The following is a 14933-nucleotide window of genomic DNA, read 5'->3' on the forward strand; positions in this document are numbered from 1 at the left end:
AAGGGCCGGTTGTGTCAAACCCGCTAAGCTGTCGGCGTGAAAGGAGGGACTGATGTTCAAACACATAATGTTTCCCGTCGATCTGCATCTGCCACCCGAAGTGCGCAAGGCGGCCGAGGTTGCGGCACAAGTCGCCCGGTGGCAGGGGGCGCGGATAACCATCGTCAGCGTGACAAGCAATCAGCCCGGCGACCCCACGCAAACCGAATCCGCGATCAAGGACCATCTGTCCGATCTGGCGGACGAGTTGTCCCAAGCCAGTGGAGCGCAAGTTGATTTCCGCAACATTCATTCGGTGGATGTGGCGGTCGAAGTGGATGGTGACCTGGCCCGCACCGCTGAAGAGATCGGTGCCGACCTGATCGTGGTGGGCACCCATGCGCCGCGGATTACCGACTTTATACTGTCCAGTCATGCCGGATATCTGGCCAAACATGCCAGCATGTCGGTCTTCGTAGTGCGCTAGACCTCGTCCCCCGCGGAAAGCTGGTTTTCCAGGAACCGCTCGAACGCGTCCAGATTCACGGGTTCGAACTGCCCGAACCCTTGCATCCAGACCGAGGCCGCGCGCAACGCGTCGGGTTCCAGCTTGCACCATTTCACCCGGCCGCGCTTTTCCTGGCTGATCAGCCCGGCCCGGGTCAGGATCGTCAAGTGTTTTGAGATCGCCGCCAGTGACATCTCGAACGGCTCGGCCACGTCGGTGACGGCCATGTCATCCTCGAGCAGCATCGCCAGAATGGCGCGCCGCGTGGGGTCGGCCAGGGCCGCAAAGACGGTATCGAGGTCATCGGACATGATCCCGCTGAACCACAGCCGGAAAGTTTGGTCAACCATTTGGTTGAATATGCGGAATCCGGTGCTTCTAGCGGAATGGATTGCCAGCGACCCGATCGGCAGACAACGTGCTCCCTTAATATACATTAGAAAACAAAGGTTTAAGCTGCGCCAATTGGAGCCATCAACAGCGTTGACTCTGCGCGCGAGGCCGCATAGCAACTGCGCCAAGACTGTGCGAGGGAAACGCCCGTGACCGATGACGACCCAAAGCAGCGCCTGACGCAGCTTGAGGCCAAGATCGACGCGGCAAAAAAGGCCAAAGCGCCGAAACCTCGTGCGGACGCTGACATATCCGGGGGCGAGCTGGCCTGGCGGATGGTCATCGAGATGGTTTCCGGTCTGGGGATCGGATTTGGCATCGGGTACGGGCTGGACAGCCTGTTCGGGACGATCCCGATCTTCCTGGTGCTGTTCACATTGCTGGGCCTTGTCGCGGGCGTGAAGGTCATGCTCCGCAGCGCGCAAGAAGCTCAAGAGAAACAAGCGGCCTCGACACAGGCCGAGAAGGACGAGAGGGACTGAACGTGGCGACCGAGACCACCGCAGCAGAAGGCAGCAGCCTGGTTTTCCATCCGATGGACCAGTTCATCGTCAAGCCGCTTTTCGGCGGTGAGGTGGCTTGGTACACGCCCACCAACGTGACCCTGTGGCTGTTCTTCGCGGTTCTGGCCATCATCGGCCTGCTGGTGCTCAGCACCTCGAAGCGCGCCATCGTTCCGACCCGTATGCAGTCGATCGCCGAGCTGGCATACGGATTCATCTACAAGATGCTGGAAGACATCTGTGGCAAGGAAGGCGTCAAATACTTCCCGTATGTCATGACCCTGTTCATGTTCATCGTCACAGCGAACTTCCTCGGCCTGATCCCGACCTCGTTCACTACGACATCGCATTTCGCGGTCACCATTCCGCTGGCGCTGGCCGTGTTCCTGACCGTGACCGTTCTGGGCTTTGTCAAGAACGGCGCCGGGTTCCTCAGCCTGTTCTGGGTGTCCAGCGCGCCGCTGGCGCTGCGCCCGATCCTGGCGATCATCGAGCTGATCTCGTACTTCGTGCGCCCGGTCAGCCACTCCATTCGTCTTGCAGGTAACGTCATGGCCGGCCACGCCGTGATCAAGGTTTTCGCCGGCTTCGCCGCGGTCGCCGTGATCTCGCCCGTGTCCGTTCTGGCGATCACCGCAATGTACGGCCTCGAGGTCCTGGTGGCCTTCATTCAGGCCTACGTATTCACCATTCTGACCTGTGTTTATCTGAAGGACGCTCTGCATCCGCATCACTGATCAGGGACGACCCTGAGCACAGGAACGATAACCCAAAATCGAAACTTCCAATTCGTAAGGAGAAACATCATGGAAGGCGATCTCGCACACATCGGCGCAGGCCTGGCAGCAATCGGTTCCGGCGCGGCCGCAATCGGGGTGGGCAACGTGGCCGGCAACTTCCTGGCCGGCGCTCTGCGCAACCCTTCGGCGGCTGCTTCGCAGACCGCAACCCTGTTCATCGGTATCGCATTCGCAGAAGCCCTGGGGATCTTCGCATTCCTGGTCTCGCTGCTGCTGATGTTCGCCGTATAATCTGCGGAACCTGATCCTTACGCGCAGGTGGGCCCAAGCCATAGCGGCCCACCTGTTGTAAAGACAACGTTCCGACGGAGGACATCATGGCGACAGAACCCATAGCTGCAGAAGCAGTCGGCAAATGCGTCGATTCCCATGGCTCGGCCATCGGGATGCCGCAGCTCTGCTTCGATTGGTTCCCCAACCAGATCTTCTGGCTGGTCATTACGCTGGTCGTCATCTTTCTGGTCCTGTCCCGCGTGGCCCTGCCGCGCATCGCGGCGATCCTGGCCGAGCGTCAGGGGACCATTACAAATGACCTGGCTGCGGCCGAAGACCTGAAGGCCAAGGCGGTCGAGGCCGAAGAGGCCTACAACAAGGCGCTGGCCGATGCCCGTGCCGAGGCTCAGCGGATCGCAGCCGAAGCGCGCGCCGAAATCCAGGCGGATCTGGATGACGCGATTGCCAAGGCAGATGCGGAAATCGCGGCCAAGGCGGCAGAATCGGAGAAGGCAATTGCCGAAATCCGTGCCGGAGCGCTGGAAAGCATTCAACAGGTTGCCAACGATACGGCGGCCGAACTGGTGACTGCGCTGGGCGGCGAGGCGGATGTCAAAACCATCAGCAGTGCCGTTAGCGCCCAGATGAAAGGATAAGTGAAATGCGGAATACACTTGCTCTTATCCTGACCGCAAGCTTCGCCAGCCCGGCGCTGGCCGCAAGCGGGCCGTTCTTCTCGCTGGCGAACACCGACTTCGTTGTGACGCTGGGCTTCATCGTCTTTATCGCGGTCCTGTTCTATTTCAAGGTTCCGTCGATGATCGGCGGGGCGTTGGACAACCGCGCCGAAGGCATCAAGGCTGAGCTGGACGAAGCCCGTGCCCTGCATGAAGAAGCGCGCAGCCTGCTGGCCTCATACGAGCGCAAGCAGCGCGAAGTGCAGACTCAGGCCGAAGCCATCGTGGCCGCGGCGAAGGAAGATTCGGTTCTGGCTGCCGAACAGGCAAAGGCGGATCTGGAGAAATCCATCGCGCGTCGTCTGGCTGCCGCACAGGATCAAATCGCATCGGCCGAGGCATCGGCGGTGAAGGAAGTGCGCGACCAGGCTGTTACTGCGGCCGTTGCGGCGGCCAAGTCCGTGCTTGCCAAGCAGATGACTGCGGCGCAAGCCAACAAGCTGATTGACGACGCCATTGCTGACGTAGGCTTAAAACTGCACTGATTTTGTCGCTGCCACGTCTTGAAAATGTCAATCCAGACGGCCCGCCAAATCGCGCGGGCCGTTTTCTAATTTGTGGGTAATAGTGGGAGTTGTTTACAAGTAGGGTCGCCGATAGAGTTGGCGCAACTTTCAATTTTTCCGATGGTACCCTTCAATGAAGCTTCTTGAAATTGCGCCGGATAAACTGGCCCCAATCTGTTTGTTTGCGTTCAATAGGCCGGACCACACCCGACAAACGCTTGCGGCACTTCGAGATTCTCCGCTGGCTGAAAGCAGTGATTTGACCGTGTTTGTTGATGGTCCGAGGGTTCCGGAAGAGGCGCGTTTGACGGGCGAAGTTGTGGATATTGTGGCCGAAGCGAAAGGTTTTCGCTCGGTCAAGTTGATCAAGCAGAGCACAAACCAAGGCCTCGCCAAATCAGTTATTGATGGCGTTACTATGATGCTAGATGAACATGAACAGGTGATTGTCCTAGAAGATGATATAGTTGTCTCGCCGCCTTTCCTCGAATTTATGAACCGATCCCTTGCTACGTTAAAATGCAGTGATCAGGTCGCCAGTATCAGTGGGTACTCTGAACCAATATCAAACATGCCTGAGGCCTATTTCTTGAGAAAGGGGAGTAGTTGGGGTTGGGCAACTTGGCGACGAGTATGGAACTGCGTGCAATGGGACGGGCAGGCGTTGTTGAGCGAGCTCGAGGCGTCGGGCCGTCTCAAAGACCTTGAGTTTGAAGCGAATTCAGGATTTCACAAGATGCTTGAAGATCAGGTTGCCAGCAAGAACAACTCTTGGGCAATTAGATTTTATGTTTGGTGCTTCCTGAACCAAAAATTGCACTTGCTTCCTGGAAGAAGTCTTGTGCAAAACATCGGTCATGATGGTAGCGGTACCCATTGTGGGAACTCTGAGTTCTGGAAAACGGAATTTGTGCGGGCGATGGCTATTGACGATCTAGATCTCAAACTGGAAGAGATGCCCGAGGTCTACCAAGCGCATGTCAGACGGTTTCAGGACGAATTTGGGGTTTTGGGTCAGAGAAAGCCTAAGCTCGGCCTCTTGCGCCGAGTTTTTTCAAGATAGGATTGTACAACAGTGATACCTGTAGCCATTCCAGACCTGAGCGGACTGGAAAAGGAATATGTCCAAGAGGCCTTGGATAGCACGTGGATCTCGTCCAGCGGCGCTTTTCTGGATCGCTTCGAAAGTGAGTTTGCGTCTCTTTGCCAAGTCAAACATAGTTTGGCGGTCTGCAATGGAACCGTTGCGTTGCACCTTGCGCTGTTGGCGTTGGATGTGCGCCCGGGAGACGAAGTACTGGTTCCGTCTTTGACCTACATAGCGACTGCCAACGCAGTCAGGTATATGGGGGCGGTGCCGGTATTTGTGGACGTCGATCCGGATACATGGTGTCTTGATCCGTCCCGCCTGGAAGACGCTATCACGGCAAGAACCAAAGGGATTATAGCTGTCCATCTCTATGGACATCCAGCCGATATGGATCAGATCAATCACATAGCCGGAGTTCATGGGCTATGGGTTGTGGAAGACGCCGCCGAGGCGCACATGGCCGAATACAAAGGGCGCCGTGTTGGTTCGATGTCGTCGATTGCCACCTTTTCCTTCTTTGGCAATAAGGTTTTCACTTGCGGCGAAGGTGGCGCAATTACTCTCAACGATGACAATCTTGTCCTGCGCGCGCGCACCTTGCGAGGTCAGGGTGTTGACCCGGACCGCCGGTATTACTTCCCGATTGTGGGTTACAATTTCCGACTGACAAATGTCGCGGCTGCAATGCTGTGCGCACAGATCGAGCGATATCAGGATATTTTGAAACGCCGTCAGGAAATTTTTGACTTGTACGAAGAGACTCTCTCCGGGTGTCGCGGCGTCGGTTTTCAGCCGGTTGCGGACTGGGCAAAGCGGACGCCGTGGCTTTTCAGCATTACGATCGATCCGTTGGAATTTGGCTGCTCAAGAGATGAACTTGCTGAGATGCTGCTTGAAAACGGCGTGGACACGCGACCGTTTTTCTATCCGCTTCACAAACTTCCACCTTACCGTGAGGGGCATGCTGGTAAAGAACCGCTAGTCGTGACCGAACGTTTGGCCGAGACAGGTTTGAACCTCCCAACCTATACAACAATGAGTGACGATCACGTCGAAACTGTTTGCCGTCACATACTGAACATTGCCAAATGAGAACTGAGTCGCGCGTGTTCAGAAATCTGGCATCAGATGACGTAGAGGCATTGCTTTCGTTCTTTCGCTCGCTGACCGAACAGGATCGTTGTTTTTTTCACCCACATCTCTTCGATGCAAAAACAGCCCAAGGCATCTGCCGCAATCCGGGAAAGGATATTTTTGCGGCTGGCTTCCAGTATTCCGACATAAAGGCCTACGGGATGTTGCGAGGATGGAATGACGGGTTTGAGGTGCCCCGGTTAGGAATTGCTACAGGTCCTTCAGCACGTGGCCACGGATGGTCAGACGGATTGATGGACTACCTACATCAGGCGGCGCGTGACGCGGGTGCTTCACGGGTGGAACTCAAAGTGGATGTTCGCAACAAAGCCGCCATAGCATTGTACCGGCGTCATGGATACCAGTTCCCCAAGAAGTTTCCGAATTCACCTGACACCATTGCCTGGAGGTCTCTGTAGTGCGCGTGTGCATAGATGCGAGAGCCGGCGGCGGTTGGGCCGGTGGCGTGGAGATGCTGATCATAGGGCTTGCTCAGGGATTTTCACAGTTAACTGATGGAGATGAACAGTACTTTTTCTTCACGAATCCCAACTCGGCTGATTGGCTAGAACCTTATCTGGGAAGGAATTGCCATTTGCTTCCGTCCCACCCGATGAAACCGAGTAAACAAAGGAATGTGTTTCAACGTAGCGCAGGGCGGGTTCGGTACTTCCTGCAGAAAACTCACGACAAGCGAGTGGCTAAAACCCTTGCTAGTCAGATGCAGGCGCCAGACGGAGTTTCGGGCAGCAACGGGCGTATTGAAGCGGCGAACATCGACATCGTGCACTTCACATTGCAGGAAGCCTTCGCCACTGAAATTCCGTTCATTTATCATCCGCATGATCTGCAGCACCGACACTTTCCAGAGTTCTTTAAGTCGGAAGAGATCGCTTGGCGGGACACTGTGTACAGATATTTCTGCGAGAAAGCACAACTGGTTTCGACCGTTTCATCATGGGTGAAGAAGGATGTAGTTGAAGCTTATGGGCTTCCTGGGGAAAAGGTCGCGGTTGTTCCTTTCGCGCCACCAAATCTTGGCTACCACGAGCCTTCTTCGTCGGATCTCGCGCGGGCGGTGGAGAAGTTTGATCTGCCATCGAGTTTTGCATTTTATCCTGCTCAAACTTGGCGCCACAAAAACCACATCCGTTTGATTGAGGCCGCTGCACGTGCCAAACATAGTGGAGCGCCTGACATGAATCTCGTTTTCAGCGGTCAGAAAAACAACTACTATCCAGCTATAGCTGCCAAGGTCGATGAACTTGGCATGGAAAAGAACGTCCGATTTGTCGGTTTTGTCACTCCTATCGAATTGCAAAGTCTTTATCGGCTCGCCAGATGCGTCGCGGTGCCGTCATTGCACGAAGCTGCTAGTTTCCCGATTTGGGAAGCATTTTCTGCAGGCGCGCCTGTGGTATGTTCGTCCGTTACGTCTTTGCCGGAACAGGTAGGCTCTGCCGCTGTTCTGTTTGACCCTCTCAACACAGAGCAGATGAGTGATGCTTTACTTACAGTTTGGTCTGATAGTGAACTTAGAAACGAACTGATCGCCAAAGGACGTGAGCGAGTCCGCCAATTGACTTGGTCAAGAACATGTCGTCAGTTCCGAGCGCACTATCGTGCAATTTTGAGAAGACGTTTGACCGCTGAAGATAAAGAGATTCTATCGGCACCTGCGGCGCTTTGATCGCTACTGTTCCACAACGTGCCCGAGACGCAGTCGCGCAATTGACTCATGTTTTTCGTATGTGATGCGTTCTGAGAAGGATTTCTCCACAAAGTCTAGGTGCTGCTGGATTGCGTGTCGGGACTCTATGGGGGCACGCGCCTGCAATGCCATGTTGATCGCACGGTGCTGATCCAGAATGGCTTCGCGGGTCGCGCGTTGTTGGAACATGATCTGACGGTTGTAGAACACGCCCTGCCGCAGCAGGTCGAACATCGACCGCATCATGTGCAGCATCACCACGTTGTGGCTGGCCTCGATGATCGCCATGTGGAACTGCGCGTCCAGATGGGCCTCGTCATCGGCCGCGTTGCGGGCATGGGCGGCCTCCATCTTGTCGAAGATCGCCTGGATCACCTTCAGGTCGCTGTCCGAGCCCAGCCGCGCGGCGCGTTCGGCCGCCAGACCTTCCATGTCGCGCCGGAACGACAGGTAATCGAACACGGCCTCGTCATGGCTGCTGAACAGACGGATCAGCGCTGGCGAAAAGGCCGAGCCCAGAACCTCGGCCACATAGATGCCTGACCCGGCCTTGGCGGTCAACAGGCCCTGCTCCTGCAGTTGCGAGATCGCCTCGCGCAGCGACGGGCGCGACACGCCCAGCCGATCGGCCAACTCGCGCTCGGACGGTAGGCGCTCACCGGGGCGCAGGATCCCGCGCAGGATCAGCAACTCGATCTGTTTGACGACGGCCAGGGACAGTTTCTCGGTCTGGACTTTCTGAAAGGGCATCGGATCATCGCTGAAAATTGGTCAAATCATATGACCACACATGCCCGGCCCGCGCAAGAACGGGCCGCGATCACATTGGCTGAAACACTAGGTCAGCATTATTGACTTTAAGCGCGGAGGTCATAGCGTCAGTCCGACCCAGCGGAGGAGGCTCGGCCCATGCACCAGTTATTTGCAACGCGCGCCGCGCGAATGAAGGCATCCGAAATCCGAGAGCTGCTGAAACTGCTGGATCAACCCGGCATCATTTCCTTTGCCGGCGGTATCCCCGACCCGGCGCTTTTTCCGGCCGAGGCGTTTTCTCAGGCATTCCAACAGGCGCTTGGCGCCGACAGCCGGGCGCAGGCGCTGCAGTATTCCGTGTCCGAAGGGTACATGCCGCTGCGGGAATGGATCGCAGGCCACATGCGCCAGATCGGCATCGACTGCGGCCCCGACGACGTTCTGATCACCTCGGGCTCGCAGCAGGCGCTGGACTATCTGGGCAAGCTGTTTCTGTCACCGGGCGACACGGCGCTGGTCGGATGGCCGACCTATCTGGGGGCTTTGGCGGCCTTCAACGCCTATGAACCACGCTTTGACCAGTTGCGCGCAGGCGGCAATGCGGGCGCGGCGCAATACCGGGCCGCCGCGGGGCCGGGGGCGGTCAAATACGCCTATCTGTCCCCCGACTTTGCCAACCCGACCGGCGAGACCGTCGATCGGCAAGGGCGCGAGGCCCTTCTGGATCTGGCCGAAGAGTTGGACTGCGCCCTGATCGAGGATGGCGCCTATCAGGCCCTGCGCTATGACGGGCAGGCGATACCGCCGATCCTCGCGCTGGAACTGGCGCGGAAGGGCGATCTGCAAGCCTGCCGGACGATCTATTGCGGCAGTTTTTCCAAGACCCTGTCGCCCGGGCTGCGGGTGGGGTGGGTCGTGGCGGCGCGGCCCGTCATCGCGCAGCTTGTGCTGATGAAACAGGCCGCCGACCTGCATTCGGCCACCATCAACCAGATGGCCGTGCACCAAGTGGCCCAAACCTGTTTCGACAGCCACATCCCGAAGGTGCGCGCAGCCTACCGTGCGCGCCGCGACGCGATGCTGGCGGCGTTGGACCGGCACATGCCCGAAGGTGTGCACTGGACCCGGCCCGAGGGGGGCATGTTCATCTGGCTGACCCTGCCGTCCGGCTCGGATGGCGCGCAACTGCTGGCCCGCGCGCTTGAGACGGTCAAGGTCGCCTTTGTGCCCGGTCAGGCCTTTCACCCCGATGGCAGCGGCGCCAACACGATCCGGCTGAGTTTCTCCAACTCGGACGAGGCTACGATTGCCGAGGGTATTGCCCGGTTGGGCGCGGTCCTGGGCGGCTGAGCGCGGGAAAGCTTTCGTTAACCATTGTGCCGCAAAGCTGCGGCATGATCCGGTTCCTCGCCTTGCTGTTGCTGGCCGGCTGCTCGGCCGGCACGCCCCATTTCCGCGACCTGCCCGCAACCCGCGTGGCCGTGAATGGCAGCGTCTTCGACGTGCGCCTGCGCGGTGACCTGGCCGAGGCGGTCCGCGTCAACAGCCAATATGCCCCGCGGCTGGGGCCGATCCGGGATCGGGCCGCATTGGCCATGGCGCAGGTCTCGGGCTGTCCGGTCGCCGACGTGTTGGGCGATGCGGCGGTGACCGTGGGCATCCTCGCCTGCGACCGCAGGGCGTCGGACCGGCTGTTGCTGGCTGCGGTCACGCCGACCAACTATGAATGCATTGACTTCGGAACCTATGACAGCGGGTCGGACACCGGGTATCAGGTGTTCGAGTGTTCGCCTTATTGACTCCGCGCAATTCCGCCCAAATCAGCAAGATATTGTGGATAACTCGGCCCAATATCCCATATCCTGCGCAACTTCGTTGACTCGCGGGCATTCCCTTGTCCAGACTTTCAGGGAACGGGAATCATGGAAATCGGCCTTTGCGCTTTACCAAACTCAAACTCACCGGCTTCAAAAGCTTCGTCGATCCGACCGATCTGATCATCGCGGACGGGTTGACCGGTGTGGTGGGGCCCAACGGCTGCGGCAAGTCCAACCTGCTCGAGGCGCTGCGTTGGGTGATGGGTGAAAACCGCCCCAAATCGATGCGCGGCGGTGCGATGGAGGACGTGATCTTTGCCGGTGCCGCCACCCGTCCGGCGCGCAACTTCGCCGAGGTCGTCCTGACCATGGACAACTCGGAACGTCTGGCCCCGGCCGGGTTCAATGACAGCGATCAGATCGAGATCGTGCGCCGCATCACCCGCGACGTGGGCAGCGCCTACAAGGCCAACGGCAAGGACGTGCGCGCCCGCGACGTGCAGATGCTGTTCGCCGATGCCTCGACCGGCGCGCATTCACCCGCGCTGGTGGGGCAGAACCGGATCGCCGAGCTGATCAACGCCAAACCGCGCGCCCGCCGCCGCATTCTGGAAGAGGCCGCCGGCATCTCGGGTCTGTACCAGCGGCGGCATGAGGCCGAACTGAAGCTCAAGGGCACCGAGGCCAACCTGACCCGTGTGGATGACGTGCTGGAACAGTTGGGCACCCAGTTGGCGCAGCTGGCGCGGCAAGCCCGTCAGGCCGCGCGGTATCGTGAGATCGGCGAGCAATTGCGCCAGGCCGAAGGCATGTTGCTGTATCGCCGCTGGAAAGAGGCCGACATGGCCCGCCGGCAGGCCGAAGAGCGTCTGCGCGACCGCACCACCGAAGCCGCGCGCGCCGAGGCCGAGGCCCGCGCCGCCAGCGCGAAACGCGCCGAGATCGAAGAGACCCTGCCGCCGCTGCGCGAGGAGGAGGCCATTGCCGCCGCCGTGCTGCAGCGCCAGCAGGTGCAGCGCGATCAGCTGTCCGATCAGGAAACCCGCGCGCGCCAGACCATCGAAACCCTGACCGCCCGCATCCAGCAGCTGGGCCGCGACATCGAGCGGGAAACCGGTTTGAACCGCGACGCTGGTGAGATGATCGAGCGGCTGGAATGGGAAGCCCGCGAACTGGCCAAGGCCGCCGAGGGCCATGACGACAAGCTGGCCGAAGCTGCCGAAATCGCCCGCGAAGCCGCCGCGGTTCTGCAGGAGCGCGAGGATCTGCTGGCGCAGGAGACCGAGGACACCGCCCGTCTGGTCGCGCGTCATCAATCGGCGCAGCGCCTGGTCGAGGACAGCCGCAAGACGCTCGCAAGGTCCGAGGCCGAGGAGGAAAAGGCCCGTGCGGCCGTCGCAGAGGCCCGCGCCGCGCTGACCCGCGCCGACGAAGCGTTCGAGGCCGCGCAAGCCGCCGAGGACGAAGCGCGCGAGGCCGCCGAAGCCGCCGAAGAAGCGCTGGCCGCCGCCGACGAGCTGCGCGGTGAAACGCAGGCGCGCGAGGCCGAGGCCCGCGCCCAACGCTCCGAGGCTGAGGGCGAGTTGGGCGCGATCCGGGCCGAGACCACCGCGCTGGCCAAGCTGGTCGAGCGCGACACCGCCGAGGGCGGGCAGGTGCTGGACCTGTTGCGGGTCGAGCCGGGCTTTGAAAAGGCGCTGGGGGCCGCGCTGGCGGATGACCTCCGGGCCCCGCTGGTCGAAGGCGATGGCCCGTCGGGCTGGGTGCAGGTGCCGGGCTATGATGCCGATCAGCCGTTGCCGGACGGGGCCGAGCCGCTGGCGCTGCACGTCTCGGGGCCGGACCGCCTCAGCCGTCGCATCGCGCAGATCGGCCTGATCGACGCAGATCAGGGCGCGCGGCTGCAACCCTTGCTGAAACCCGGCCAGCGGCTGGTGTCGCGCTCCGGCGATCTGTGGCGCTGGGACGGGTTCCGCGCCTGGGCAGAGGATGCACCCAGCGCCGCGGCGCTGCGGCTCGAGCAGCTCAACAAGCTTGAGGCGCTGAAACAGCAGCTGGCGCAGGTCGAGGCGCAGGCCGACGGCGCCCGCGCCGCGCATGAGGCTCTGTCGCGGCAATTGACCGAGGTGACCGAGGCTGACCGCCGCGCCCGCGAGGCCCGCCGCGCCGCCGACCAACGCATGGCCGAGGCCGCCCGCGCGCTCAGCCGGGCCGAGGCCGACCGCAACCTGGCGCAGGGCAAGCTGGAGAACCTGACGCTTGCGGTCGACCGCCACAAGCAGGATGCGATGGCGGCCCGCGCCCAGCTGCGCGAGGCTGAGGCCGCGCTGGCCGAGTTGGGCGATCTGGACACCGCCCGCGCCCGGGTCGAGGACATCAAGCAGACGGTCGAGGCCGCGCGGATCACCATGCTGACGCACCGCTCGACCCATGATGAGTTGCGCCGCGAGGGCGAGGCCCGCACCCGCCGCGCGCAGGAGGTGGCCAAGGACTTGAGCGGCTGGAAACACCGTTTGGAAACCGCCGAGAAGCGCATCGCCGAGCTGGCCGAGCGCAAAGCCAGTTCCGAGGAAGAACTGACCGAGGCGATGGCCGCGCCCGCCGAGATCGCCGAGGCGCGCGAAGAGCTGAACGAGATGATCGAGGCTGCCGAGGCCCGCCGCGCCGAGGCCGCCGACAAGCTGGCCCAGGCCGAAGCGCTGCAACGCGAGGCCGTGCTGGCCGAGCGCGAGGCCGAGCGCAAGGCCTCGGAGGCGCGCGAAGCCCGCGCCGCGGCCGAGGCGCGGTTCGAGGCGGCCAAGGAAAGTGTCGCCGCCGCCGCCGAGCGCATCGCCGAGGATCAGCAACTGACCCCGAACCAGTTGTTGAACCAGCTGGACGTGAACCCCGATGACATGCCCACCGCCGATGCCCTTGAGGCTGAGGTGAACCGCCACAAGCGCCAGCGCGACGCGATGGGTGCGGTGAACCTGCGTGCCGAGGAGGACGCCAAGGAGGTTCAGGAGGAATTCGACACGCTCAACAGTGAGAAATCCGATCTGGAAGAGGCGATCAAGGCGCTGCGCAGCGGCATCGCCAGCCTCAACCGTGAGGGCCGCGAGCGCCTGCTGACTGCATTCGAACAGGTCAACGCGAACTTCGCCATGCTGTTCAAGCATCTGTTCGGTGGCGGCGAGGCCAACCTGGTGATGGTCGAGAGCGACGACCCGCTGGATGCGGGGCTCGAGATCATGTGCCAGCCGCCGGGCAAGAAGCTGTCGACCCTCAGCCTGTTGTCGGGCGGGGAACAAACCCTGACTGCCACCGCGCTGATCTTCGGCGTGTTCCTGGCCAACCCCGCGCCGATCTGCGTGCTGGACGAGGTTGATGCGCCGCTGGACGATGCCAACGTGACCCGGTTCTGCGATCTGCTGGACGAGATGTGCCGCCAGACCGACACGCGGTTCCTGATCATCACCCACCACGCGGTGACTATGGCGCGGATGGACCGTCTGTTCGGCGTGACCATGCAGGAACAGGGCGTCAGCCAACTGGTCTCGGTCGATCTGAAGAAGGCCGAGCAGATGGTCGCCTGACCGCTCACTGCAACGTTATTCCGCGATCGGGCCGGGCCGGGCTAGGCTGGCTGCATGAAACACGTGTTGCTGATCGCCGCGGCCTGCGCCGCCTCGCCGCTCTGGGCTGCCGAATGGGCTGTACGCCCCGGTGATATCCCCCTGAGCCCCGCTGAACTGAACGCGCTGGCCGGGCGAACGCTGACTTTCTATGACGACGGGCAGTCGAAATACTCGGTCGGTGGGGCCTATTCCTATACCTATTCGGCGGTCAATGGCGGCGGAACGGCCTTCGGAACCTACAGAATCGCCGCTGATGGCAGCATCTGTGTGCAGTACCGCAACGGGTTCGACCGCTGCGATCTGTACGTGCGCAACAGAGATCGGCTGATCCTGATCACGGAAAAAGGTGAACGTTACCCGGTGCGACCCGACTAAGATGAAGAATTGAAACGGATGGCTTGGAAAGCGCTCAACTGTCCGGATCGCCCAGCCATTCGTGCGGAACACCGATGTCCGGTCGATTCTTTTGATGCAGCACATCCAATTCGTGCGGAAGAGTGGTGATCGGCTTTTTCGAACGCACACGATCATTGCGGATGAAAGTTGCCTCGACGACTCTGGGAAATTCAACGTCATCGATACAGACGGTACCTGCGGCGTTGTTCGTATGTAGATGGGCGTTGGTAAATTCTGCGGCCATGGCGCGAAGAAATGGCTCTGCCCTGGCGAAAAAATTCGGTTTCATAAGGATCGAGGGGATCCGGTGCAGTTCAATGACGATGATCCGGAACCTTTTCAAGTATTCGGAAGGCAAAGCGGCAATCGCGGCATATTCTGCCCCCTCGATGTCCATCTGCAGGATCAAGTCACCAGACCGCGGGGCAAACTCGTCCATCCAATCGCGCAGAGAAATAAAATCACCCTTCGTCTCGGGGCCGACAAATTTCTTGCGGAAGATCGCGCCAGGGACCGGTTCCGCCGGAGCGTCAACCGAAGCGTCGGCCATGAACGATGGGATCGACCTTTTTGCCAGATCGTATTCGAATGTTGATTGAATGGAGACGCCAGGGGAAAAGCAGGCGCGGATCCCATTGAAGTCATTGGGAACCAGGTAACCGCCATCGCCGAATGCGCCTACCCTGATCAGTTCGTGGCCAGTGTCGTAGGGGCGCAATACGTCGGCTATCAACTGTCTGCGGAGATTGAGTGTCACGTTTCGCCTCAACCGGATG

The 14933-nt window shown here is 60.4% G+C and carries 17 protein-coding genes; 14 read left to right on the forward strand and 3 right to left on the reverse strand.

The window, feature by feature from the left end; all coding sequences use genetic code 11:
- Positions 1-52 precede the first annotated feature (52 nt).
- Positions 53-466 (forward strand): universal stress protein, encoded by a 414-nt coding sequence (locus tag GOW72_RS17905; protein WP_170361483.1) that lies wholly within the window; start codon positions 53-55, stop codon positions 464-466.
- Here the strand turns inward: GOW72_RS17905 and GOW72_RS17910 are convergent.
- Positions 463-798: an ArsR/SmtB family transcription factor gene (locus tag GOW72_RS17910; protein WP_170361571.1), complete on the reverse strand. Its 336-nt coding sequence runs from the start codon at positions 796-798 to the stop codon at positions 463-465. The two genes, GOW72_RS17905 and GOW72_RS17910, sit on opposite strands and share 4 nt — an antisense overlap.
- Before the next feature lie 231 nt (positions 799-1029).
- Between GOW72_RS17910 and GOW72_RS17915 the strand changes: the two genes are divergently transcribed.
- The 9 genes from GOW72_RS17915 to GOW72_RS17955 all read left to right on the forward strand — a co-directional run bounded on the left by GOW72_RS17915 (position 1030) and on the right by GOW72_RS17955 (position 7553).
- A complete protein-coding gene (locus GOW72_RS17915) occupies positions 1030-1362 on the forward strand; it encodes an AtpZ/AtpI family protein (RefSeq protein WP_093965213.1) in 333 nt (110 codons plus the stop codon).
- A gap of 2 nt (positions 1363-1364) precedes the next feature.
- Positions 1365-2120: a F0F1 ATP synthase subunit A gene (locus GOW72_RS17920; protein ID WP_170367910.1), complete on the forward strand. Its 756-nt coding sequence runs from the start codon at positions 1365-1367 to the stop codon at positions 2118-2120.
- A gap of 69 nt (positions 2121-2189) precedes the next feature.
- On the forward strand, positions 2190-2414 hold the full coding sequence (locus GOW72_RS17925) for a F0F1 ATP synthase subunit C (protein WP_005981269.1): 225 nt from the start codon (positions 2190-2192) through the stop codon (positions 2412-2414).
- Between the two features lie 86 nt (positions 2415-2500).
- The gene (locus GOW72_RS17930) at positions 2501-3052 is read left to right on the forward strand and encodes a F0F1 ATP synthase subunit B' (protein WP_170367912.1); all 552 of its coding nucleotides are present in this window, start codon (positions 2501-2503) and stop codon (positions 3050-3052) included.
- A 5-nt stretch (positions 3053-3057) separates the two neighbouring features.
- Positions 3058-3618 (forward strand): F0F1 ATP synthase subunit B, encoded by a 561-nt coding sequence (locus tag GOW72_RS17935; protein ID WP_170367914.1) that lies wholly within the window; start codon positions 3058-3060, stop codon positions 3616-3618.
- Positions 3619-3772: 154 nt separating this feature from the next.
- A complete protein-coding gene (locus GOW72_RS17940) occupies positions 3773-4702 on the forward strand; it encodes a glycosyltransferase family protein (RefSeq protein WP_170367916.1) in 930 nt (309 codons plus the stop codon).
- A gap of 12 nt (positions 4703-4714) precedes the next feature.
- Complete coding sequence (locus GOW72_RS17945; RefSeq protein WP_170367918.1) at positions 4715-5821, forward strand: aminotransferase class I/II-fold pyridoxal phosphate-dependent enzyme; 1107 nt, start codon at positions 4715-4717, stop codon at positions 5819-5821.
- A 14-nt stretch (positions 5822-5835) separates the two neighbouring features.
- Positions 5836-6282 carry a GNAT family N-acetyltransferase gene (locus tag GOW72_RS19105; RefSeq protein WP_170367920.1) on the forward strand — a complete coding sequence of 149 codons (447 nt, stop codon included), beginning with the start codon at positions 5836-5838 and terminating at the stop codon, positions 6280-6282.
- 53 nt (positions 6283-6335) lie between these two features.
- Entirely contained in the window at positions 6336-7553 is a 1218-nt protein-coding gene (locus tag GOW72_RS17955) for a glycosyltransferase family 4 protein (RefSeq protein ID WP_244952484.1), read from the forward strand.
- Positions 7554-7556: 3 nt separating this feature from the next.
- Here the strand turns inward: GOW72_RS17955 and GOW72_RS17960 are convergent, their stop codons facing one another.
- On the reverse strand, positions 7557-8324 hold the full coding sequence (locus GOW72_RS17960; RefSeq protein WP_170367924.1) for an FCD domain-containing protein: 768 nt from the start codon (positions 8322-8324) through the stop codon (positions 7557-7559).
- Positions 8325-8483: 159 nt separating this feature from the next.
- Between GOW72_RS17960 and GOW72_RS17965 the strand changes: the two genes are divergently transcribed.
- The 4 genes from GOW72_RS17965 to GOW72_RS17980 all read left to right on the forward strand — a co-directional run bounded on the left by GOW72_RS17965 (position 8484) and on the right by GOW72_RS17980 (position 14136).
- Positions 8484-9677, forward strand: a complete 1194-nt coding sequence (locus GOW72_RS17965; protein WP_170367926.1) for an aminotransferase-like domain-containing protein — start codon at positions 8484-8486, stop codon at positions 9675-9677.
- A 44-nt stretch (positions 9678-9721) separates the two neighbouring features.
- Positions 9722-10126 (forward strand): hypothetical protein, encoded by a 405-nt coding sequence (locus GOW72_RS17970; protein WP_170361496.1) that lies wholly within the window; start codon positions 9722-9724, stop codon positions 10124-10126.
- 137 nt (positions 10127-10263) lie between these two features.
- On the forward strand, positions 10264-13719 hold the full coding sequence (locus GOW72_RS17975; protein WP_170367928.1) for a chromosome segregation SMC family protein: 3456 nt from the start codon (positions 10264-10266) through the stop codon (positions 13717-13719).
- A gap of 54 nt (positions 13720-13773) precedes the next feature.
- Positions 13774-14136: a hypothetical protein gene (locus tag GOW72_RS17980; protein WP_170367930.1), complete on the forward strand. Its 363-nt coding sequence runs from the start codon at positions 13774-13776 to the stop codon at positions 14134-14136.
- 34 nt (positions 14137-14170) lie between these two features.
- Here the strand turns inward: GOW72_RS17980 and GOW72_RS17985 are convergent, their stop codons facing one another.
- Complete coding sequence (locus GOW72_RS17985; RefSeq protein WP_170367931.1) at positions 14171-14914, reverse strand: FkbM family methyltransferase; 744 nt, start codon at positions 14912-14914, stop codon at positions 14171-14173.
- Between the last annotated feature and the right edge of the window lie 19 nt (positions 14915-14933).

The sequence above is a fragment of the Ruegeria arenilitoris genome, assembly GCF_013032855.1.
Lineage (GTDB): Bacteria > Pseudomonadota > Alphaproteobacteria > Rhodobacterales > Rhodobacteraceae > Ruegeria > Ruegeria arenilitoris.